Origin of the sequence: Microbacterium sp. PAMC22086 (genome assembly GCF_019443525.1) — a bacterium.
Lineage (GTDB): Bacteria > Actinomycetota > Actinomycetes > Actinomycetales > Microbacteriaceae > Microbacterium > Microbacterium maritypicum.
This window is the reverse complement of record NZ_CP080380.1, coordinates 2,941,544-2,964,250: the sequence shown is the minus strand read 5'-3', so window position 1 is coordinate 2,964,250 and position 22,707 is coordinate 2,941,544. Positions and strand designations below refer to the sequence as shown.

The following is a 22,707-nucleotide window of genomic DNA, read 5'->3' as shown; positions in this document are numbered from 1 at the left end:
ACCCACGTGCCCCCGGTAGACTCGATTCTCGTGTCAGAGTCTCCTGAAATCACCCCGGAAGCGGTCGAAGCCGCTGTCGCCGACGCCCTCACGGCGATCGCCGCAGCCGCCGACACCGCCGAGCTGAAAGCGGCTCGCGCCGCACACGTCGCCGACGGATCGCCGCTCGCGGTCCTGAACGCCTCGATGCGCCAGGTCGCCCCCGAGAACAAGGCCGCGTTCGGCAAGCTCGTGGGTCAGGGGAGAGGGCAGGTGACCCAGGCGCTGGCCGCGAAGGAGGCCGAGCTCGCCGAGGCCGAGGTCGCCGCGCGACTCGAGGCCGAGCGTGTCGACATCACCGCCGTGCCCTCGCGCACGCGGGTCGGCGCGCGCCACCCGCTCACCCTCCTGCAGGACCAGGTCTGCGACATCTTCGTCGGCATGGGATGGGAGATCGCAGAGGGACCGGAGCTCGAGCACGAGTGGTTCAACTTCGACGCTCTGAACTTCGACGTCGACCACCCCGCCCGCCAGGAGCAGGACACGTTCTACGTCGACCCGCCCTCGCGCCACCTGGTGATGCGAACGCACACGAGTCCGGTGCAGGTGCGCTCCATGCTCGACCGCGAGGTGCCGATCTACGTGCTGTGCCCAGGCCGGGTGTACCGCACCGACGAGTTCGACGCCACGCACCTTCCGGTGTTCACCCAGTTCGAGGGTCTCGTGATCGACAAGGGCATCACGATGGCACACCTCAAGGGCACGCTCGACCACTTCGCCAAGCAGCTCTTCGGCCCCGAGGCAGAGACGCGCTTCCGCACCAACTACTTCCCCTTCACCGAGCCCTCCGCCGAGCTCGACCTGTGGCACCCGACCTTCAAGGGCGGCGCGCGCTGGATCGAGTGGGGTGGCTGCGGCATGGTCAACCCGAACGTGCTGCGCGCCGCCGGGATCGACCCCGAGGTGTACAGCGGCTTCGCGTTCGGCATGGGCATCGAGCGAGGACTGATGTTCCGCAGCGACGTCCAGGACATGCGCGACATGGCCGAGGGCGATGTCCGATTCAGCGAGCAGTACGGGATGGTGGTGTGATGCGCGTCCCGCTTTCGTGGTTGCGTGAGTACGTCGATCTGGCAGCCGATGCCACGCCCGAGGACGTCCTCGACGCGCTGGTGACCGTCGGCTTCGAAGAGGAGGACGTGCACCGCTTCGACATCACGGGTCCCGTGGTCGTCGGGCAGGTCGTCTCGCTCGAAGCCGAACCGCAGTCCAACGGCAAGACCATCAACTGGTGCCAGGTCGATGTCGGCGAAGAGCACGGTGGCATCCGCGGCATCGTCTGCGGCGCGCACAACTTCGTCGCCGGCGACAAGGTCGTCGTGACGCTCCCCGGTGCCGTGCTGCCCGGTCCGTTCCCGATCGCCGCGCGCAAGACCTACGGTCACGTGTCCGACGGCATGATCGCCTCGGCCCGCGAGCTCGGCCTCGGGGATGAGCACAACGGCATCGTCGTGCTCTCGGACCTCGGCATCGATGCGCCTGTCGGCACCGACGCGATCGCGCTGCTCGGTCTCGACGACGTCGCGGTGGAGATCAACGTCACACCCGACCGCGGCTACGCCTTCTCCCTGCGCGGCGTCGCCCGCGAGTACTCGCACGCCACCGGAGCGACCTTCCGCGACCCCGCTGAGCGTGATTTCGCCGAGCTGCAGCCCGGCAGTGGACACACCACCCTCGTCGAGGACGTCGCCCCCGTGCGCGGGAACATCGGCGCGAGCGAGTTCGTGACGCGCGTCGTCCGGGGCGTCGACCCCTCGCGTCCGACGCCGCCGTGGATGGTCGCGCGGCTCAGCCTCGCGGGCATGCGCTCGTTGGGCGTGCTGATCGACATCACCAACTACGTGATGCTCGAGTTGGGTCAGCCGCTGCACGGCTACGACCTCGACAAGCTCGCCGGCGGCATCACCGTTCGTCGCGCGAACCCCGGCGAGAAGATGACCACCCTCGACGGTGTCGAGCGCACGCTGCACGTCGAAGACCTCCTCATCACCGACGAGTCCGGCCCGATCGGCCTCGCCGGCGTCATGGGTGGTGGCACGACCGAGATGAGCGACACCACGCGGAGCGTGCTGATCGAGGCCGCGAACTTCGACCCGACGACCATCGCCCGGTCGGCGCGCCGGCACAAGCTGCCCAGCGAGGCGTCCAAGCGCTTCGAGCGCGGCGTCGACCCGCTGATCCCCTTCGTCGCCGCCCGCCGTGCCGCCGACCTCATGGTCGAGCTCGCCGGAGGCACGCTCACCGAAGAGGGTGGCGCACTGTTCGCCGAGGTTTTCGTCAGCGAGATCGAGCTTCCCGCCGGCTTCGTGCAGGGGCTCATCGGCGTCGACTACACCGACGACGAGATCACCGGCGCACTGACCACCATCGGCGCCGATGTCACCGCGTCGGAGGAGGGTTCCGGCTGGACCGTGATCCCGCCGACCTGGCGCCCCGACCTCACCGACAAGTGGACGCTGGCCGAGGAGGTCGCCCGCATCCACGGGCTCGACCGCATCCCCTCGGTGCTGCCGACGCCTCCGTCCGGCCGCGGACTCACGGCGCACCAGCAGGGTCGCCGCCGGGTGGCCGATGCGCTGGCCGCAGCGGGGCTCGTCGAGACGCCGTCATTCCCGTTCACCACCGATGTGCAGAACGACCTGCACGGATCCGCCTCGGGGGCGCACCTGCCCAGCATCCGCCTGGCGAACCCGCTCGACGGGCAGGCTCCGTACCTGCGTCGATCGCTCATCCCGGGCCTGCTGCAGACCGCGCACCGCAACATCTCGCGGGGTCTCACCGACCTCGCGATCTTCGAGACGGGTGTCGTCTTCCTTCCGGAGCCCGGAGTGGAGTACGGCACGGAAGACGTGCCGCCGCTGGGCGAGCGTCCGTCCGACGAGACCCTCGCGCAGTTGAACGCCTCCATCCCGCCGCAGCACCGGTTCATCTCGGCGCTGCTGACCGGTAACGTCGCCCCGCGCCAGCCCGGCCGCCCTGCCGAGGCCGCCGGTCTCGTCGAGGCGCTGGATGCCGTCCGCGTGATCGCGGCAGCGGCCGGCGTCGAGATCGACGTCGTGCAGGCCGAGCGTGCGGCACTCCACCCCGGACGCACAGGATCGCTCCTGGTCGCGGGCGAAGAGGTCGGCTACGTCGGCGAGCTGCACCCCGCCGTGGCGGAAGGGGCCGACCTCCCCGGGCGTGCGACCGTGTTCGAGCTCGATCTCGACCGCATCCTGTCGCTCGCCGGTGGTCGCGTCGTCGCCGCATCGCTGTCGACGTTCCCCGCCGCCACGCAGGACGTCTCGCTCACACTGCCCGCCGAAGTTCCGGCCGCAGATGTGCAGGCCGCCCTCGCCGAGGGAGCCGGTGCGCTGTTGGAATCGGTGCGTCTCGTGGATGACTATCGCGGAGACGGCGTGCCGGAGGGGTCCAAGAGCCTCACCTTCGCTCTGCGATTCCGCGCCGACGATCGCACCCTCACGGCGGCCGAGGCCACCGCGGCCAAGCTCGCGGGTGTCGACGTCGCCGCGCAGCGATTCGGAGCAGCGCTCCGCGACTGAGCGATGTGCTGTCCCGGAGGGGGCCCTCTGCCCTGAGGGGAGAGGGCTTCCCTCTCGCAGCGGTTGCTGGTGGCATGGAGCCATGACGAATGTTCTGATCCTCGGCGGGACGGGGTGGCTTTCCGGGCGGATCGCCCGGAGATGGCTCGAGTCCGGAGCGGCCGTGACATGTCTGGCCCGGGGCGAGCGCCTCGCGCCGGCAGGAGCGGTGCTCGTGACCGGCGACCGTGACGACCCCGAGGTATACGCCGCGCTCGCGCGGAAGGACTGGGATCACGTCGTCGACATCTCCTCTCAGGCCAGGCACGTCGTGGCAGCGGTCGAGGCTCTCGGAGACCGCACGGCGCGATGGACGTACGTGTCCTCCCTCTCGGTGTACGCCGATGACGCCACGGTCGGCGCCGATGAATCGGCGCCGCGGCATCCTGCCGCCCGCCCCGGCGACGAGTACGAGTACGGCTCGCAGAAGGCGGCGGCCGAAGACGCCCTCACGATGCTGGGGGATCGCGCGTTCATCGTGCGACCAGGACTCATCGTCGGGGACGGCGACCCGAGCGACCGCTTCGGGTACTGGGCTGCGGCATTCTCCCGAGCGGGGGAGGAGCCCGTGCTGCTGCCTCCGCTCGAGAGGCGCAGCGCGCAGGTGATCGACGTCGACGACGTGGCCGCCTACATCGTCGCCGCCACGCGGAGCGGAGCGGTCAACGCGATCGGGGACGAGCATCCCCTCGCCGAGCTGCTGCAGACCGTGCGCGAGGAGGCAGGGCACACCGGGGAGACGGTGGTCGCCGACGAGGAGTGGCTGCGAGCACACGGCGTCGCGCACTGGGCAGGTCCGCTCTCGCTTCCGCTGTGGCTTCCTCCCGAGATGTCCGGCTTCATGACCCGCTCGAACAGCGCATTCCACGACAGCGGGGGACACCTGCGCCCCCTCGCCGACACCGCTCGACGCGTCGTCGCCGACGAACGGGTGCGCGGCGTGGACAGGGAGCGCCGGGCCGGACTCACGCGGGCGCAGGAGAAGGCTCTGCTGGCCGATCGCTAGACTGCGAGCAGTGACACGGGGTGCCGCAATCCACGGCTGAGAACAGACCCGTCGAACCTGATCTAGTTCGTACTAGCGAAGGGATGTCGCGATGAGCGATCTTCTGCGTCCTGAGACCACCCACGACCTCGCCGGCGATGCCGCGACCCTGCTGGGGGTGCTGCGAGAAGCGCCCCCGTTGACGCACTGCATCACCAACGCGGTCGTCACCGGGTTCACCGCCAACGTCCTGCTGGCTCTCGGTGCCGCTCCCGCCATGGTCGACATCGTCGATGAGGCGGGGATGTTCGCCGGCATCGCCTCCGGGGTACTGATCAACCTGGGGACACCCACGCCCGAACAGCGCGCGGCCACTCTGGAGGCCGTCGCCGGTGCCGTCGCGTCCGGCACGCCCTGGGTGCTCGACCCGGTCGCGATCGGCGCGCTCCCGGTTCGCACCGCACTCGCCCATCAGCTCGTCGGGCACCGCCCCACCGCGATCCGCGGCAACGCCTCCGAGATCCTTGCCCTCGCGGGGCTGAGCGCGGGCGGTCGCGGGGTGGATGCCACCGACAGCACAGACTCCGCGGCCGATGCAGCCCTCTCGCTGGCTCGGAGCACGGGCGGCGTCGTCGCCGTCTCGGGGCCGGTCGACCTCATCACCGACGGGGAGCGGGTGCTGCGCGTGTCCAACGGTCACGAACTGCTGACCCGAGTGACCGGCGGAGGTTGCGCTCTCGGTGCGGTGATGGCCGCCTTCCTCGGAGCGGCCAGAGCGACGACGCATGACGCGCTCAGCGCCGTGGCCTCGGCGAGCCTGGTCTACACGATCGCGGCGGAACGAGCGGCAGCGGTATCGGCAGGGCCCGGCAGCTTCGCCGTCGCCCTGCTGGATGCGCTCGCCGCGGTGGGCGCCGACGACATCCGAGCCGCTGCACGCGTCGAAGGCAGTGCCCTGTGAACGCCGATCTCTCGCTCTACCTCGTCACCGACGCGACGCTCTGCGGAGACCGTGGCGTCGTCGAGACCGTCCGCCGCGCGGTCGACGGCGGCGTGCGCATCGTGCAGCTTCGCGACAAGGACGCAAGCGACGCCGAGACGGTCGATCAGCTGCTGGCACTGTCGCAGGCGATCGACGGCCGCGCTCTTCTGGTCGTGAACGATCGGTTGGATGCCGCCGTGGCCGCTCGCGAGCGCGGCGCACGGGTCGACGGCGTGCATCTCGGACAGGGCGATGCCTCGGTGCTGCGTGCGCGCGAGGTACTCGGACCGGAGGCTCTGATCGGCCTCACCGCGAACAGCCCGGCGCACCTCGACGCGGTCGAGGCTCTGCCCTCCGGCACGGTCGACTACCTGGGCGTCGGGGTGATCCGTCCGACCACCACCAAACCGGATCACCCTGCCCCTCTCGGCGTGGAGGGCTTTCGCGGCCTCGTGTCGCGAAGCGCGCTGCCGTGCGTGGCGATCGGCGGGGTCGGCATGGATGACACCGAGGCCCTTCGTGAGGCCGGTGCGGCGGGGCTCGCCGTGGTCTCGGCGCTGTGTGCCGCCGACGATCCCGCCACCACCGCCCGGCAGTTCCGGCGACGCTGGCTCAGCGGCTCCGTCCCGAGGGTGCTCAGCATCGCCGGAAGCGACCCCTCGGGAGGCGCGGGCGTCCAGGCCGACCTCAAGTCCATCGCCGCCAACGGCGGATACGGCATGGCCGTGCTCACGGCGCTGACCGCGCAGAACACGCGGGGAGTGCGAGCGGTGCACGTTCCGCCCGTGGAGTTCCTCCGCGCGCAGCTCGACGCGGTCTCGGACGACATTGTGATCGATGCCGTGAAGATCGGGATGCTGGCCGACGCCGACGTCATCCGCGCGGTGGGAGCCTGGCTCGCGACCGTGCGTCCGCCCGTCGTCGTGCTCGATCCCGTGATGGTGGCGACCTCGGGGGACCGACTGCTGGATCCGGACGCCGAACGGGCGCTGCGCGATCTCCTCGCACTGTCGACGCTCGTGACCCCGAACCTCGCCGAGCTGGCGGTGCTCGCCGGGCGCGACCTCGCCGACTGGAACGACGCGATCTCTGCGGCCGAGCAGCTCTCCGCCGAGGTGGGAGCAGCCGTGCTCGTCAAGGGTGGCCACCTTCCCGGCGACGAGGCCCCCGATGCGCTGGTCGATGCGCGGCGAGGGCTGCGCCAGGAGTTCATCGCTCCCCGGATCCCGACCCGGAACACGCACGGCACCGGCTGCTCGCTGTCGTCCGCGCTCGCGACCCTGCTCGCTCGTGGTGAAGAGCCCGGAGATGCCGTCAGCGCCGCGCGGGACTGGCTCCGCGAGTCCCTGCGCGCAGGAGACGCACTGCGCGTGGGTCGTGGACACGGGCCGATCAACCACTTCGCCGGACTCTGGGAACGTGGGGGCGCCGAGACCCGACCCGCGGCGGGCGACGTCGCCACGGAATGGTGGCGGGGCATCGCCGCGATCCGTACGGGGATCGCGGAGCTGCCGTTCATCCGTGCGCTCGCCGACGGGACGCTGGAGCGCGCGCCGTTCCTGTTCTACCTCGCACAGGACGGCCTGTATCTGCGGGAGTACGCGCGTGTGCTCGCCGAGGCGGCCCGGCTGGCACCGACATCCGACGAGCAGGCCTTCTGGGCGGACTCCGCCCGCGGCTCCATCGTGGGCGAACTCGAGCTGCACGCCTCATGGCTCACCCCCTCGCACGGCGTGAGTGCGGCCACCTTCGCCGCAGAGCCGGCGCCCGCGACGACCGCATACCTCGACCATCTGCGCTCCGTCGCGTTCGGCGGCGACTATGCGGAGATCATCGCCGCTGTCCTCCCGTGCTTCTGGCTCTACACCGATCTCGGGCGGCGCCTGCACGCGGGGGAGTTCGGGGAATACGCGCGAGATGCGGGGCATCCGTACGCCTCGTGGCTCGCGACGTACGCGGATCCGGCATTCGAGGAGGCCACACGGACGGCGATCGCCTACGTCGCCGACGCCGCGGCACAGGCGGATCCTGGAACACGGGCACGCATGCGCCGGGCGTTCGAGGCGTCGAGCGCGCACGAGCTGGCGTTCTTCGCTGCGCCGATGGAGCCGCAGCGTCTCAGATGACGGAGCGGATTTGCGGTGGCCGCCGGGGCCGCGCTACTGTCGCGACATGCCTTCGGCCGCCACCGCTTCTTCGACGCTCGCTCCGAGCGTCATCGCTGTGCGCCGACGCCGCGGCCGCCGACTGTAGGCGACCCCGCCCTCCTGCCTGTGCCCGCACGGCGGTCGAGTGCCGGTGTCGCCGCCTCCGGCCCCGTCCCCGGCCCCGATTTCCTCGCGGGCCCGACCGTTAAGGTAGAAGCATGACGTATTCCGTCGCCGTCTCCGGCGCATCCGGCTACGCAGGCGGCGAGATTCTGCGCCTCCTGGCCGATCATCCCGACATGGAGATCCGCACCGTCACGGCGCATTCGAACGCCGGACAGCCTCTCGTCGACCACCAGCCGCACCTGCGCTCCCTCGCGCACCTGACCCTGCAGGACACGACGCCGGAGATCCTCTCCGGCCACGACATCGTGTTCCTCGCGCTCCCGCATGGGCAGTCGGGGCAGTACACCGACGCTCTGGGCGATGCCCCTCTCGTGATCGATGCCGGGGCCGATCATCGGCTCACCTCGGCTTCGGCGTGGGATGCGTTCTACGGTGGCGCCTTCCACGATCCGTGGACCTATGGCGTGCCGGAACTCGTCGTGGGCGGGGTCAAGCAGCGCGAGCACCTCCGGGGAGCGACGCGCATCGCCGCCCCCGGCTGCAACGCCTCGACCGTGAGCCTCAGCCTCGCTCCGGGCGTCGCCGCCGGAGTGATCGACCCCTCGGACATCGTGTCGGTGCTCGCCGTCGGCCCGTCGGGAGCGGGGAAGAGCCTCAAGACGAACCTCCTCGGCAGCGAGATCCTCGGCACCGCCAACCCCTACGCGGTCGGCGGGACGCACCGGCATATCCCGGAGATCCGTCAGGCGCTCGCCGCGGCTTCCGGCGCGGACGCCGACGGGATCCGGATCTCGTTCACCCCCGTGCTGGTGCCGATGTCCCGGGGGATCCTCGCCACCTCGACCGCGCCGATCGTCGATGGGGCGACCGACGCGCAGATCCGCGACGCCTGGGAGAGCACCTACGCCGGCGAGACCTTCGTGCACCTGCTCCCGGAGGGACGCTTCCCGCGCACGGCCGATGTGCTCGGCGCCAACACCGCGTTGATCGGCCTCGCCATCGATCGTGCCGCGAACCGGGTGACCGTGGTCACCGCCGTCGACAACCTCGTCAAGGGCACAGCGGGAGCAGCCATCCAATCCATGAACATCGCGCTGGGGCTTCCCGAAGCCCGCGCCCTCTCAGTGAACGGAGTCGCGCCGTGAGCGTCACCGCCCCCGCAGGATTCGAAGCGGCCGGAGTCGCCGCAGGGCTCAAGTCGACCGGCAAGCCGGACGTCGCCGTGGTCGTCAACCGTGGACCGCGCAAGGTCGGCGCCGCCGTCTTCACGAGCAACCGGGCCAAGGCCAACCCGATCATCTGGTCGCAGCAGGCCGTCGCCGACCGCGTGGTGGAGGCCGTGGTGCTCAACTCCGGAGGGGCGAACTGCTTCACCGGATCCTTCGGGTTCCAGACCACGCATCAGACCGCCGAGAAGGCGGCCGAGCTCCTCGGCGTGAGCGCCGGCGACGTGCTGATCTGCTCGACCGGTCTCATCGGCACCGGGGATGAGACGTTCCGTGCCAGGGTGCTCGCCGGAACCGCGCAGGCGATCGCGGAGCTCAGCGCCGATGGTGGCGAGAGCGCAGCGCACGCCATCATGACCACCGACACGGTCGCGAAGACCGCGGTCATCAGCCGCGACGGCTGGACGATCGGCGGCATGGCGAAGGGCGCGGGGATGCTCGCGCCCGGCCTCGCCACGATGCTGGTGGTGCTCACCACCGATGCGGTCCTCGAGCCGCTTCAGGCCGACGAGGCGCTGCGCCGCGCGACGGGCCGGACGTTCGACCGCCTCGACTCCGACGGCTGCATGTCGACGAACGATCAGGTGACCCTCCTCGCCAACGGCGCATCCGACGTCGTGCCGGACCTCGACGACTTCGCCGCAGCGCTCACCGAGCTGTGCCAGGAGCTCGCGGTCAAGCTGCAGGGCGATGCCGAGGGCGCGAGCCACGACATCACGATCGAGGTGCAGCACGCGGTGTCGGAGCAGGACGCCGTCGAGGTCGGCCGGTCTGTCGCGCGCAACAACCTCTTCAAGGCCGCGATCTTCGGCAACGACCCCAACTGGGGACGTGTGCTCGCGGCGATCGGCACCACGAGCGCGCAGTTCGACCCCTACGACGTGGACGTCTGGATGAACGGCGTCCGGGTGTGCACCGAGGGCGGTCCCGACCGTCCTCGCGAAGAGGTCGACCTCACCCCGCGCGCGACGCACCTGGTGATCGACCTCAAGGTCGGCGAGGCGACGGCCACCGTCCTCACCAACGACCTCACCCATGACTACGTGCACGAGAACAGCGCGTACGCCTCATGACCGACATCCAGGACACCCCGGCCGAGGTCGCCGCGCAGAAGGCCACCACCCTCATCGAGTCGCTGCCGTGGCTGAAGAAGTTCCGCGACCAGATCGTCGTCATCAAGTACGGCGGGAACGCGATGGTGTCGGAGGAGCTGCAAGACGCCTTCGCGCAGGACATCGCCTACCTCCGCTATGTCGGAGTGATGCCGGTGGTCGTGCACGGCGGTGGTCCGCAGATCTCGAACATGCTGCAGCGTCTCGAGATCCCCAGTGAGTTCAAGGGCGGCTACCGCGTCACGAACACCGAGGCGATCAGCGTCGTGCGCATGGTCCTCACCGGCCAGGTCAACCCGCAGCTCGTCTCCAAGATCAATTCGCACGGTCCGATCGCGACAGGTCTCAGCGGTGAGGATGCCGGCCTCTTCGGCGGACGCCGCCGCGGTGTCGTGATCGACGGGGAAGAGGTCGACCTCGGACGCGTCGGCGATGTCGTCGAGGTCGATCCGACCCCCGTGCTCGACCACCTCGCAGCCGGGCGTATCCCGGTGGTGTCGAGCATCGCGCCCGACCTCGACCACCCCGGTCAGTCGCTCAACGTCAACGCGGATGCCGCAGCCGCCGCCCTCGCGGTGTCGTTGCACGCGCGCAAGCTCGTGATCCTCACGGATGTGCCGGGGCTCTACGCCGACTGGCCCCACCGTGACTCGCTCGTCTCGCATCTGACATCGGAAGCGCTCATCGAGATGCTGCCGAAGCTCGAGTCGGGGATGATCCCGAAGATGCGGGCGTGCCTCGACGCGGTCGAGGGCGGCGTCGACGCGGCAGCGATCATCGATGGACGGGTGCCGCATTCGGTGCTCGTCGAACTTTTCACCAGCAAGGGAATCGGGACCGAAGTGGTCCTGGGGAAGTCGGAGGTGACGGGATGACCGTCTGGCAGGAGGATGCGGCACGCGATCTCGTGCTCAACGCAGGGGAGCGGCTCGCACTGCTGGTCCGCGGTGAGGGCTCTTACCTGTGGGATGCCGACGGCCGACGCCACCTCGACTTCCTGGCGGGTATCGCGGTGACCTCTCTCGGACACGCGCACCCGGCCTTCGTGAAGGCGGTCTCGACCCAGGCGGCCACGCTCGCCCATGTGTCCAACTACTTCGCCACCCCGCCTCAGCTCGCCCTGGCCGCACGGCTCAAGCGTCTCGCGGGGGCCGGTATCGACGGCAGGGTGTTCTTCTCGAACTCGGGCGCCGAGGCCAACGAAGCCGCTTTCAAGCTCGCCCGGCTGCACGGCGGCACCGAGCGGCCGCGCATCCTCGCGCTCGACAACGGCTTCCACGGTCGCACCATGGGGTCGCTCGCGCTCACTGCGAAGGCGTCGATGCGTGCGCCGTTCGAGCCGATGCCGGCCGGTGTCGAGCACATCCCGGCGACCATCGAGGCGCTGCACGAGGCGATGGACGACCGCGTCGCGGCCCTCATCGTCGAACCCATCCAGGGCGAGGCCGGAGTCGTCGAGCTGCCGGAGGGGTACCTCGCCGCCGCGCGCTCGCTGTCCCTCGCTCACGGTGCACTGCTGATCGTGGACGAGATCCAGACCGGCGCCGGTCGCACGGGCGCGTGGTTCGGGTTCAGCCACGAGGGCATCACTCCCGACGCGATCACTCTCGCGAAGGGCATCGGCGGCGGCTTCCCGATCGGCGCGCTGGTCACGTTCGGCGCCGCCAGTGCCCTCTTCACGCCCGGATCGCACGGCTCCACCTTCGGGGGGAATCCGCTCGCGACCGCTGTCGCCGACGCGGTGCTCGCCGAGATCGAGAGTGCCGGACTGGTCGAGAACGCCGCGAAGCGCGGCGTCGAGCTGCGCGACATCATCCTCGGCATCGACTCGCCTCTGATCGAGGGTGTCCGCGGACGCGGTCTGCTGGTCGGTGTGGCTCTGACCGCCCCGGTCGCCGGTGCGGTCGTCGCGGCCGCCCAGGAGCGCGGCCTCATCGTCAACGCCGCCAACCCCGAGACGGTCCGCATCGCGCCGGCCCTCACGATCGGCGACACCGAGCTCGCCGAGTTCCGCGAGCTGTTCACGGCCGCTCTCGCCGACGTCCAGGCCTCTGTTGCCGGAAAGGTATCCGCATGACCCGCCACCTGCTGCGTGACGACGATCTGACCCCCGCCGAGCAGGCCGAGATCCTCGATCTCGCCATCGAGCTGAAGAAGGATCGGTGGGCCGACAAGAGCCTCGCCGGTCCCCAGACGGTCGCGGTCATCTTCGACAAGTCCTCCACGCGCACCCGCGTCTCGTTCGCGGTGGGCATCGCCGATCTCGGCGGTTCGCCGCTGATCATCTCGACCGCGAGCAGCCAGCTCGGCGGCAAGGAGACGCCGTCCGACACCGCGCGCGTGCTCGAGCGCCAGGTCGCCGCCATCGTGTGGCGCACCTACGCGCAGTCCGGGCTCGAGGAGATGGCCGAAGGCACTCGGGTGCCGGTCATCAACGCGCTCTCCGACGACTTCCACCCCTGCCAGCTGCTCGCCGACCTGCTCACCATCCGTGAGCACAAGGGCGACCTGAAGGGGCTCACGCTCACCTTCCTCGGTGATGGGCAGAGCAACATGGCGCACTCGTACGCCCTCGCCGGGGTCACGGCGGGAATGCACGTGCGGATCGCCTCACCGGAGGACTACGCCCCTCGCGCCGATGTCATCGAGGCGGCCGATCGCCGTGCCGCCGAGACCGGTGGTTCGATCACCCTCTACACCGACCCGGTCGAGGCTGCGGCCGGTGCCGACGTCGTCGTGACCGACACCTGGGTCTCGATGGGCAAGGAAGAGGAGAAGATCGCGCGCATCCGCGATCTGGGCGGCTACAAGGTCACCCCCGAGACGATGGCCCTGGCCGACCCCGAGGCGATCTTCATCCACTGCCTCCCCGCCGACCGCGGCTACGAGGTCGACTCCAGCGTGATCGACGGTCCGCAGAGCGTGGTGTGGGACGAGGCGGAGAACCGGCTGCACGCGCAGAAGGCGCTCCTGGTCTGGCTTCTCGGCAAGAAGGACGCGTGATGAGCGATTCGACGCACGAAGGAACCAACGAGGGCGCGCTCTGGGGCGCCCGCTTCGCCACGGGCCCCTCGCCCGAGCTGGTGGAGCTGAGTCGCTCCACGCATTTCGACTGGATCCTCGCGCCGTACGACATCGCCGGTTCGCATGCTCACGCCACCGCGCTCGCCGCGGCCGGGTACCTCGAACCCGATGAGGCGCAGCGGATGCACGAGGGCCTGGATGCCGTGGCGCGCAAGGTCGCCGACGGCACCCTGCGCCCTGTGCCGACGGATGAGGACGTGCACGGCGCACTCGAGCAGGCGTTGATCGCCGAGCTGGGTCCGGAGCTGGGCGGACGCCTGCGCGCCGGTCGCAGCCGCAACGACCAGATCGCCACTCTCGTGCGCATGTATCTGATCGACCACGCGCGAGTGATCGCCCGCGACATCCTGCGGGTGATCGATGCGCTGGTCGCCCAGGCCGAGGCGCACCCGGGAGCGATCCTCCCCGGACGCACGCACCTGCAGCATGCGCAGCCGGTGCTGCTCGCCCACCACCTCCAGGCACACGGTTGGCCGCTGGTGCGTGAGCTCGAGAGGCTCGTGGACTGGCGTCGCCGCGCCGGTGTCTCGCCCTACGGCGGGGGAGCGCTGGCGGGTTCCACGCTCGGTCTCGATCCCGCACTCGTGGCGACCGAGCTGGGCCTCGACCGCCCCGCCGAGAACTCGCTCGACGGCACCGCCGCCCGCGATGTGGTGGCGGAGTTCGCCTTCATCACGGCGATGACCGGCGTCGACATCTCGCGCCTGTCCGAGGAGATCATCCTCTGGAACACCCGCGAGTTCGGCTTCGTCACTCTCGACGACGGCTACTCGACCGGGTCGAGCATCATGCCGCAGAAGAAGAACCCCGATATCGCGGAGCTCGCGCGGGGCAAGTCCGGGCGCCTCATCGGCAACCTCTCGGGGTTGCTGGCCACCCTCAAGGGCCTCCCGCTCGCGTACAACCGCGATCTGCAGGAGGACAAGGAGCCGGTGTTCGATTCGGTGCAGACGCTCGAGGTCGTGCTCCCCGCTTTCGCAGGCATGATCGCGACGCTGCGTTTCGACACCGAGCGCATGGCTGCGCTGGCACCGCAGGGCTTCTCCCTCGCGACCGACGTCGCGGAGTGGCTGGTGAAGCGTCGGGTGCCGTTCCGCGACGCCCATGAGATCTCGGGCGCGCTCGTGCGTGCATGCGAGGAGCAGGGGATCGGTCTGGAGGACGCCTCCGACGAACTGCTGCTCTCGGTGTCTCCGCATCTCGTGCCCGAGGTGCGTGAAGTCCTCACGATCGAGGGATCGGTCGCGTCCCGGACCGGCGTCGGCGGTACCGCCCCGGTCCGGGTCGCGGAGCAGCGGGCAGAGCTCGTCGCGCGCGCGCAGGCAGCAGCCCACGCTCTCGGGCTCTAGCCGCGCGAGTCGGCGGCCGCCCGCACCTCAGTGCAGCTCGGTGTCGGCCGCCGACCGCTCCCATCGGGTGAACCGCACGGTGAGTCCGGTGCGGGTCGGCGCCGCGAGGAAGGGGCCGGCCGAAGCCGTGGCCTGTCCGTCGAACGGTGCCACCCTGACGAGACGCCAGGGGCCGTCGTCGGCGCGAGCGCACACGATCAGCGAGTCCGCCCAGCGACTGACGCGCACCGTGATCTCGCTCTCGAGCCACTCGTCGACGTGACCGACCGACCAGTCGGAGCCTCCGGCGGTGACCACGGCACCGAGCCCGAGATGGTCGTCGGCGTATTCGAGACCGGTCTTCATCCAGTGCTCGTCGTCGATGCGCACGAACACCCCTGCCTGGTCGAACTGGCCGTCCCACGGCGCGCGGAACGAGACCTCCATCGCCTCTCCGACGGCGAGCGGGGCGAGCAGCGCGTGTTCGGTGTCGTGCACGAAGCCGTAGGCGGTGTGCCGCCAGGCGTCGCTGCCCTCTACAGCCGTGACGTCGAGGTCTTCGGATCCGGCCGGCAGTTCGGAGGGGGAGGCGGGAGCGTTCGTCCAGGTTCCGTCGGACCAGGGGATGATGTGCGATTCAGGCATGTTCTCAACATATAGCTGAATAGAGCATAAGTCGAGATTTATTCGTGTTACGGTTATCCCATGGTCATCGCGGTACTCGCTGACATCGTGGGCTCTCGGCGGCTCGACGATCGCACTGCCGCGCAACGTGTTCTCGACGACACCATCGCCGGAGTCGAAGCCGATCTCCCGCTGGCGACGCAGCCGCTCACGCCCACCGTAGGAGACGAGCAGCAGGGTGTCTACCTCGACCTGGGTGACGCGATGGTGTCGCTCCTGATGATCCAGCTGAGGCTGCCCGACGGCATCGCCTTCCGGTTCGGCATCGGAGTGGGCGAGGTGCGGCCGGTCGAATCCGTCCACGGCGAGCTCGCCGACGGACCGGGGTGGTACGCGGCTCGGGCCGCGATCGAGACCGTGCACGCGCGCGAGGGACGTTCCGTGCCACGCACGCGGACCTGGATTGTCGGAGCCCCCCGGCAGGATGAGGTCATGGAGAGCACGATCGCCGCCTCGAACGCCTACCTCCTCGTCCGCGACGAGCTGGTCGGTGCGATGAGCGAGCGCGAACGGCGCCTGACCTACGGCCGCCTGCTCGGACGATCGCAGCAGGAACTCGCGGCCGAAGAAGGCATCACGCAGCCCAGCGTCTCGAAGTCGCTGCGCACCGCCGGCGCGGCGGCGCTCATCGAGGGCGTCGCTGCACTCCGAGGGGAACGCGCATGATCGTCGCCGGATTCATCCTCCTGGCGGTCGGCGCGGCCGACCTGGTGCGTCAGTTCGCACCGCGTCGATGGATCGGCTACCTCTCCGTCGCCGTCATCCTCCTGCTGCTGGGCAGCGTCAGCGATGCCCTCCTGCCCATGGTCCTCGCGCTCGTCGTCGGAGCGCTCTGGGTGTGGTGCATGCCCACCGAACGCACGGCGCCGCTGGGGTTCTGGCCCGCCGTGCTGCTCGCCGTCGTGAGCGTCGGCGCCGTCGTCTGGCTCGGTGCGCGCTCCGACGTCGGTCTGATCGGCGCGACCTGGCAACTCCGATCGCCGTTCGGAGAGGTCCCTTTCGATCTCGCGATGCTGGCATTGGGTGCCGGGGTGTTCCTCCTCGAGTCCTCGAACCTCGTGGTGCGTGCGGCGCTCGACGGCGAGCACACCTGGCGTCCCACCGACCCGATGTCGGCCCCGACTTCGGCGCCGACGACGGCGCCCACCACTGTGGGCGCCGAAGTCGCGGTGGCCTCCGATGCGGGCAGCGACGCCGCCACCGGGAGCGACACCGTCACCGGGGGAGACGCCGCCACCGACGTGGTGCCGGCGCCACGCGACCCGCGCAGCGGATTCAAGGGCGGGAGGCTGATCGGACCGCTGGAGCGCATCCTGATCCTGATCCTGACGCTCGCTGCGGCCTATCCGATCCTTGCCGCGATGCTCGCGGCGAAGGGCATCGTCCGCTTCCCCGAGATCTCCCGCGACGGCGAGACCGGCGCCCGTGCCGAGTACTTCCTCGTCGGCAGCCTGGTGAGCTGGGTGATCGCGCTCAGCGCGGCGTTCCTCGTGTGGTGGGCCGCGCACAGCTGAGCTGCGGTGCGCTGATAGCCTGGAACGCGTGTCAACTCCCGCTCTGACGACCGCACCCCAGGCGATCGACCCCACGTTCGAGAACGTGTGGGACGAACTCGTGTGGCGTGGCCTGGTCCATGTGTCCACCGACCAGGAGGCGCTGCGCGCCCTGCTCGCGGGAGACCCCATCACGTATTACTGCGGGTTCGATCCGACGGCGCCGAGCTTGCACCTCGGCAACCTCGTGCAGCTGCTGACTCTTCGTCGCATCCAGCTCGCCGGCCACAAGCCGCTCGGTCTCGTCGGCGGATCGACCGGACTCATCGGCGACCCACGTCCCACAGCCGAGCGCACGCTGAACACGCGGGAGACCGTCGAGGAGTGGGTCGGACGCCTGCGGGCGCAGGTCGAGCGTTACCTCAGCTTCGAGGGTGACAACGCCGCCCGCATCGTCAACAACCTCGACTGGACCGCACCGTTGAGTGCGATCGACTTCCTGCGTGAGATCGGCAAGTACTTCCGCGTCGGCACGATGCTCAAGAAGGATGCGGTCGCTGCGCGGCTGAACTCCGACGAGGGCATCAGCTACACCGAGTTCAGCTACCAGATCCTCCAGGGCATGGACTTCCTCGAGCTGTACCGGCAGTACGACTGCGTGCTGCAGACGGGCGGGTCGGATCAGTGGGGCAACCTCACCAGCGGCACCGACCTCATCCGTCGTTCCGAGGGAGTGTCGGTGCATGCCATCGGTACCCCGCTGATCACGAACAGCGACGGCACCAAGTTCGGCAAGAGTGAGGGCAACGCCATCTGGCTCGACGCCGAGATGTGCCGTCCGTACCGGATGTACCAGTTCTGGTTGAGCACGGCGGATGGCGACGTGATCGACCGCCTGAAGGTCTTCACCTTCCTCAGCAGGGCCGAGATCGAGGAGTACGCGGAGCTCGTGGCCACGGAGCCGTTCCGTCGCGCTGCCCAGAAGCGCCTTGCGCTCGAGGTGGTCGCGACGGTGCACGGTGTCGAGGCGGCTGCGGCCGTGATCGCGGCATCCGAGGCGCTGTTCGGTCAGGGAGACCTGACCGCACTGGATGCGGACACGCTCCGCACTGCGCTCGAAGAGCTCCCGCACGCCACGGTCGCCGCCGGTACTCCGGTGGTCGAGGCGCTGGTCGAGACCGGGCTCGTGGCGAGCCTCTCCGAGGCGAGGCGCGCGATCACCCAGGGCGGTGTCACGCTCGACGGCGAACGCGTCGAAGACGAGGCAGCCACGGTTCAGGGCACACTTCCCGGCGGCGTCTCCGTACTCCGCCGCGGCAAGAAGACCCTCGCCGGCGTCTTCCTCGGCTGAGTCTCCGGTCAGCGGATAGCAGAGACGGATGCCGTTCACTCCCAGCCATGCACTGGTCGCGCTGCCGTTCATCCGTACGCCGCTGGTGCCGGCGGCGATCGCGATCGGCGCGATGACACCTGATCTCCCGTTGTTCGTGCGCGGCGTGGGGCTGAACTACTCGTTCACCCACACGTTCGGCAATGTCGTGTGGACCGCACTGCTCGCGTTCGCGTTGTTCCTGATCTGGCGCGTCGTCCTGCGTCCGGCGGTTCCCGAGCTGGTTCCGCTGTGGCTGGCACGACGCCTGCCAGACGACTGGGATGACAGGGGTCTCGCCGCGGTGCGGTCGGCGGTCGGCGTCGGGCAGAAGCGCGCGTATCCGTTCCTGCTCGCCGTGTCGTTCGTGCTCGGAGTGCTCTCGCACATCGTGTGGGACCTCTTCACGCATGAGGGACGCTGGGGTGTCCAGGCGATTCCCGGACTCGAGGAGATGTGGGGCCCGCTGCCCGGGTTCAAGTGGCTCCAGCACGGGTCGAGCCTGATCGGCCTTGCGATTATCGGCATCTGGGCATTGCTGTGGCTTCGTCGACAGGCCCCGCGACCGACCGTCGTGCAGTCTTCGCCGACGTGGATGCGCGTGGCATGGTGGGCCTCGCTCCCCGTGATCCTGGTCGGCGCGTGGGTCGGCGGACTCGTCGTCTTCGGTCCGCTGGATGCGGAGTTCACCGTTCAGCACCTCGCCTACCGGGTTCTCCCACCAGCGTGTGCGATCTGGGGCGCGATCACGTTCGTGCTCTGCCTCGTTCTCTCGATGCGCGGGCGCCGTCACCAGGTGGGCTGATCCGAACTCCACTTGTGCGGCGCCCGATACTCGAAGCCCGCCAGCGCAGGACGAGCGGTGACGAGAGCCGTTCCGTCGACATCGAATCGCTCCACATGCGGCCGTGTGTCGAACTCGACCTCGGCTGCGGGTTCTCCGCTGCGGGGCATCCCGAGCAGTTCCGCCGCGACGCGACGGAGTGAGGTGCGCACGATCCACGAACCTTCCTCTGGGCGGCGGCGCAGCAAAGCGGTCACCGCCGCAGCGAGCAGGTAGCCGGCGCTGTGGTCGAGAGCCTGGGCCGGAAGCGCACCGGGGCGGTCGCCGTCCGCCGACTCGATGAACGAGATTCCGCTCGCCGCCTGAACGAGGCTGTCGAACCCTGCCCGCTCGGGATTCTCCACGCCCCAAGCGCTGAGCTGCGCGACGACCAGACGCGGATATCGGCGCGCGAGCACTTCCGGCTGCAGCCCCAGCCTGTCGAGAGCAGCGGGACGGTAGCCGAGTACGACGGCATCGGCATGCGCGAGCAACTCCTGCAGCCGAGACGTGCGCGCGTCCAGCACCGCGGATCGCTTGCCGTGTCCGGTGTCGAGGTGCTGCCACTCCGGTTCGGGCCGATGTGGGGGATCGATACGCAGCACGTCGGCACCGAGCATGGCGAGCGTGCGTGAACAGACCGGACCAGCGATGACTCTCGTGAGATCGAGTACGCGCATGCCCTGGAGGGGGAGCGAAGCCGGCGGCGTCGACGCCGCCGTAGCCCGGGGCGCATGCGAAGCGGGCGTCGTGTCGATGCGAACCAGCTCGAGCAGCGGATGCTCGCGGAGTGCGCGATCGACGGCGGGCTCCTCCGCGGCGACCGCGACCGCCAGACCGCCCGCGGTCGTGATGTCGGCGACGGCGGCCGTGGTCGTCCGCTCTCCGAGCGCATCGCGAACAGCGTCGACTGCGGCATCGTGCCGAAGACGCAGCCCCGCGCGCAGGCCGGCCGCATGGTGCGGGTAGTTCCCGTGGGTGCGGATCCATCCGTCCGACGTTCGCCAGAAACCTGAGTACACGGACCAGACAGGGGGAGCCTCGCCGCTGATGGTGAGAACCCTGTCGCTCCGGTAGGCCGTGGCGATGCGCTCGGGATCGAGGGAAGCGGGGGAGCGCCCGGCAGCGAGCATCGCTGCGCTGACGCTCGCCCAGGCGAGATCAGCGGTGGCCAATCGGGACGGAAGAGGGACGGCGCGGTGCGGGGGAGAGGCCACCTCCGCGCCCGCGAGGCGGAGCTCACGCTGCACGCGGGCGAGCAGGTCGACACCCGCGCGACGCTGTCCACCTTCGTCGGATTCCCCGTTCGCGGATGCACGAGGGGAGCGACGATCATCCGTGGACGCAGGCATGGCGCGATCGTACTCCGAGGTGGGCGCGGCGCAGAAACCTCGGCTGATCCGGCGGAAACCGAGCGCGGGGTCGGAGCGACACGCCCGGGTGGTGTGGCCCGATTTGCCAGAAGCCGCGGATCCACGTAACTTATTACTTGTTCGCCCCACAGGGAAGCGGAGGAGCCAAGAGCTTCACCCCCCTCAAGCGGAGAACCACTCCCGATCCACTCTCACTTGAGAGAACAGGCGCTTGCGTCTAGGATAGGGACTCCACCTCTTCTGTGGCTGTCATCAGCCGCGCTGCGGATCTTCGATTCGCACGGCGCGCCGATTTGACAAGCGGGTCGAGGTGGGTAAGATAGAGAAGTTGCCCTTCGGGCCTGGCTGTGATGGCTGGGTCGTGGGAGCATCCGATCCTTGAGAACTCAACAGCGTGCACTTGTCAAATGCCAAATTATCCTCGTCTAGCTTCGGCTAGTTGAGAATTCCTTTGGATCAAAGACCAACTCCTTCCGGGGGGTTGGCAATGGATGAAGTCAGCAATGAATTTGTCTCTTTGGTCAGCATCAAACTCGCTGCGTCACCGTTTTCCCGGTGGGGTATGCATTTCTTTTTTACGGAGAGTTTGATCCTGGCTCAGGATGAACGCTGGCGGCGTGCTTAACACATGCAAGTCGAACGGTGAACACGGAGCTTGCTCTGTGGGATCAGTGGCGAACGGGTGAGTAACACGTGAGCAACCTGCCCCTGACTCTGGGATAAGCGCTGGAAACGGCGTCTAATACTGGATATGTGACGTGACCGCATGGTCTGCGTCTGGAAAGAATTTCGGTTGGGGATGGGCTCGCGGCCTATCAGCTTGTTGGTGAGGTAATGGCTCACCAAGGCGTCGACGGGTAGCCGGCCTGAGAGGGTGACCGGCCACACTGGGACTGAGACACGGCCCAGACTCCTACGGGAGGCAGCAGTGGGGAATATTGCACAATGGGCGCAAGCCTGATGCAGCAACGCCGCGTGAGGGACGACGGCCTTCGGGTTGTAAACCTCTTTTAGCAGGGAAGAAGCGAAAGTGACGGTACCTGCAGAAAAAGCGCCGGCTAACTACGTGCCAGCAGCCGCGGTAATACGTAGGGCGCAAGCGTTATCCGGAATTATTGGGCGTAAAGAGCTCGTAGGCGGTTTGTCGCGTCTGCTGTGAAATCCGGAGGCTCAACCTCCGGCCTGCAGTGGGTACGGGCAGACTAGAGTGCGGTAGGGGAGATTGGAATTCCTGGTGTAGCGGTGGAATGCGCAGATATCAGGAGGAACACCGATGGCGAAGGCAGATCTCTGGGCCGTAACTGACGCTGAGGAGCGAAAGGGTGGGGAGCAAACAGGCTTAGATACCCTGGTAGTCCACCCCGTAAACGTTGGGAACTAGTTGTGGGGTCCATTCCACGGATTCCGTGACGCAGCTAACGCATTAAGTTCCCCGCCTGGGGAGTACGGCCGCAAGGCTAAAACTCAAAGGAATTGACGGGGACCCGCACAAGCGGCGGAGCATGCGGATTAATTCGATGCAACGCGAAGAACCTTACCAAGGCTTGACATATACGAGAACGGGCCAGAAATGGTCAACTCTTTGGACACTCGTAAACAGGTGGTGCATGGTTGTCGTCAGCTCGTGTCGTGAGATGTTGGGTTAAGTCCCGCAACGAGCGCAACCCTCGTTCTATGTTGCCAGCACGTAATGGTGGGAACTCATGGGATACTGCCGGGGTCAACTCGGAGGAAGGTGGGGATGACGTCAAATCATCATGCCCCTTATGTCTTGGGCTTCACGCATGCTACAATGGCCGGTACAAAGGGCTGCAATACCGCGAGGTGGAGCGAATCCCAAAAAGCCGGTCCCAGTTCGGATTGAGGTCTGCAACTCGACCTCATGAAGTCGGAGTCGCTAGTAATCGCAGATCAGCAACGCTGCGGTGAATACGTTCCCGGGTCTTGTACACACCGCCCGTCAAGTCATGAAAGTCGGTAACACCTGAAGCCGGTGGCCTAACCCTTGTGGAGGGAGCCGTCGAAGGTGGGATCGGTAATTAGGACTAAGTCGTAACAAGGTAGCCGTACCGGAAGGTGCGGCTGGATCACCTCCTTTCTAAGGAGCATCTGACTCTTCGGAGTCCAGAACCCAGATCGAAGGCATACGTTCTTCGCTGGGAGCTCATGGGTGGAACATTTGACATGGCATCGAGATCTGATCTCGGAACTAGTACGCCGCTTGCGGTTGGAAGGTTCTGGGTGAGGGGACCGGTGTCTGCACGCTGTTGGGTCCTGAGGGACCGGATGCGCTTTGACCTTCGGGTTGGAAGCATTTGGTTACTCTGGGCCTTTCGTTGTTTCTCCTTGGTGGGA

17 protein-coding genes, 1 rRNA gene and 1 riboswitch are annotated in these 22,707 nt (G+C 68.4%); of the genes, 16 read left to right on the top strand and 2 right to left on the bottom strand.

Going from position 1 to position 22,707, the window contains the following annotated elements; genetic code table 11:
- The first annotated feature begins 30 nt into the window (after window positions 1-30).
- From pheS to argH, 11 genes are all read left to right on the top strand, one after another.
- The gene (gene pheS / locus KY497_RS14685; RefSeq protein ID WP_141386235.1) at window positions 31-1,071 is read left to right on the top strand and encodes a phenylalanine--tRNA ligase subunit alpha; all 1,041 of its coding nucleotides are present in this window, start codon (window positions 31-33) and stop codon (window positions 1,069-1,071) included.
- Window positions 1,071-3,581: a phenylalanine--tRNA ligase subunit beta gene (gene pheT / locus KY497_RS14680; protein ID WP_219869392.1), complete on the top strand. Its 2,511-nt coding sequence runs from the start codon at window positions 1,071-1,073 to the stop codon at window positions 3,579-3,581. The genes pheS and pheT overlap by 1 nt, the downstream gene beginning before the upstream one ends.
- 82 nt (window positions 3,582-3,663) lie before the next feature.
- Window positions 3,664-4,626, top strand: a complete 963-nt coding sequence (locus KY497_RS14675) for an NAD-dependent epimerase/dehydratase family protein (RefSeq protein WP_141386233.1) — start codon at window positions 3,664-3,666, stop codon at window positions 4,624-4,626.
- Between the two features lie 6 nt (window positions 4,627-4,632).
- A riboswitch (TPP riboswitch) is annotated at window positions 4,633-4,727 on the top strand.
- Window positions 4,718-5,566: a hydroxyethylthiazole kinase gene (gene thiM, locus KY497_RS14670; protein WP_141386232.1), complete on the top strand. Its 849-nt coding sequence runs from the start codon at window positions 4,718-4,720 to the stop codon at window positions 5,564-5,566. Its footprint overlaps the riboswitch before it by 10 nt.
- Window positions 5,563-7,713, top strand: coding sequence for a bifunctional hydroxymethylpyrimidine kinase/phosphomethylpyrimidine kinase (locus KY497_RS14665; protein ID WP_219869391.1), 2,151 nt, complete (start codon window positions 5,563-5,565; stop codon window positions 7,711-7,713). The genes thiM and KY497_RS14665 overlap by 4 nt, the downstream gene beginning before the upstream one ends.
- Before the next feature lie 239 nt (window positions 7,714-7,952).
- Window positions 7,953-9,005 carry an N-acetyl-gamma-glutamyl-phosphate reductase gene (gene argC, locus KY497_RS14660; RefSeq protein ID WP_055877814.1) on the top strand — a complete coding sequence of 351 codons (1,053 nt, stop codon included), beginning with the start codon at window positions 7,953-7,955 and terminating at the stop codon, window positions 9,003-9,005.
- Entirely contained in the window at window positions 9,002-10,159 is a 1,158-nt protein-coding gene (gene argJ, locus KY497_RS14655) for a bifunctional glutamate N-acetyltransferase/amino-acid acetyltransferase ArgJ (RefSeq protein ID WP_055877816.1), read from the top strand. The genes argC and argJ overlap by 4 nt, the downstream gene beginning before the upstream one ends.
- Window positions 10,156-11,073, top strand: a complete 918-nt coding sequence (gene argB, locus KY497_RS14650; protein WP_017828581.1) for an acetylglutamate kinase — start codon at window positions 10,156-10,158, stop codon at window positions 11,071-11,073. Before argJ ends, argB begins: the two co-directional genes overlap by 4 nt.
- Entirely contained in the window at window positions 11,070-12,275 is a 1,206-nt protein-coding gene (locus tag KY497_RS14645) for an acetylornithine transaminase (RefSeq protein ID WP_219869390.1), read from the top strand. Before argB ends, KY497_RS14645 begins: the two co-directional genes overlap by 4 nt.
- Window positions 12,272-13,201 carry an ornithine carbamoyltransferase gene (gene argF, locus KY497_RS14640; RefSeq protein WP_017828583.1) on the top strand — a complete coding sequence of 310 codons (930 nt, stop codon included), beginning with the start codon at window positions 12,272-12,274 and terminating at the stop codon, window positions 13,199-13,201. Before KY497_RS14645 ends, argF begins: the two co-directional genes overlap by 4 nt.
- Window positions 13,201-14,631 carry an argininosuccinate lyase gene (argH, locus tag KY497_RS14635; protein WP_055877822.1) on the top strand — a complete coding sequence of 477 codons (1,431 nt, stop codon included), beginning with the start codon at window positions 13,201-13,203 and terminating at the stop codon, window positions 14,629-14,631. Before argF ends, argH begins: the two co-directional genes overlap by 1 nt.
- 27 nt (window positions 14,632-14,658) lie before the next feature.
- On the opposite strand, the gene KY497_RS14630 is transcribed toward argH, so the two are convergent.
- Complete coding sequence (locus tag KY497_RS14630; RefSeq protein WP_219869389.1) at window positions 14,659-15,255, bottom strand: DUF1349 domain-containing protein; 597 nt, start codon at window positions 15,253-15,255, stop codon at window positions 14,659-14,661.
- Window positions 15,256-15,315: 60 nt separating this feature from the next.
- On the opposite strand from KY497_RS14630, the gene KY497_RS14625 reads away from it, so the two are divergent.
- The 4 genes from KY497_RS14625 to KY497_RS14610 are packed head-to-tail and all read left to right on the top strand — an operon-like array spanning window position 15,316 to window position 18,961.
- A complete protein-coding gene (locus KY497_RS14625) occupies window positions 15,316-15,960 on the top strand; it encodes a SatD family protein (protein ID WP_141386226.1) in 645 nt (214 codons plus the stop codon).
- Complete coding sequence (locus KY497_RS14620; protein WP_219869388.1) at window positions 15,957-16,808, top strand: hypothetical protein; 852 nt, start codon at window positions 15,957-15,959, stop codon at window positions 16,806-16,808. Before KY497_RS14625 ends, KY497_RS14620 begins: the two co-directional genes overlap by 4 nt.
- A 28-nt stretch (window positions 16,809-16,836) precedes the next feature.
- A complete protein-coding gene (gene tyrS, locus KY497_RS14615) occupies window positions 16,837-18,138 on the top strand; it encodes a tyrosine--tRNA ligase (protein ID WP_219869387.1) in 1,302 nt (433 codons plus the stop codon).
- A 28-nt stretch (window positions 18,139-18,166) separates the two neighbouring features.
- Window positions 18,167-18,961: a DUF4184 family protein gene (locus KY497_RS14610; protein ID WP_127482156.1), complete on the top strand. Its 795-nt coding sequence runs from the start codon at window positions 18,167-18,169 to the stop codon at window positions 18,959-18,961.
- On the opposite strand, the gene KY497_RS14605 is transcribed toward KY497_RS14610, so the two are convergent.
- Complete coding sequence (locus KY497_RS14605; RefSeq protein ID WP_219869386.1) at window positions 18,946-20,331, bottom strand: CoA transferase; 1,386 nt, start codon at window positions 20,329-20,331, stop codon at window positions 18,946-18,948. The genes KY497_RS14610 and KY497_RS14605 overlap by 16 nt on opposite strands.
- Window positions 20,332-20,926: 595 nt before the next feature.
- On the opposite strand from KY497_RS14605, the gene KY497_RS14600 reads away from it, so the two are divergent.
- Window positions 20,927-22,450, top strand: a 16S ribosomal RNA gene (locus tag KY497_RS14600).
- Window positions 22,451-22,707 lie beyond the last annotated feature (257 nt).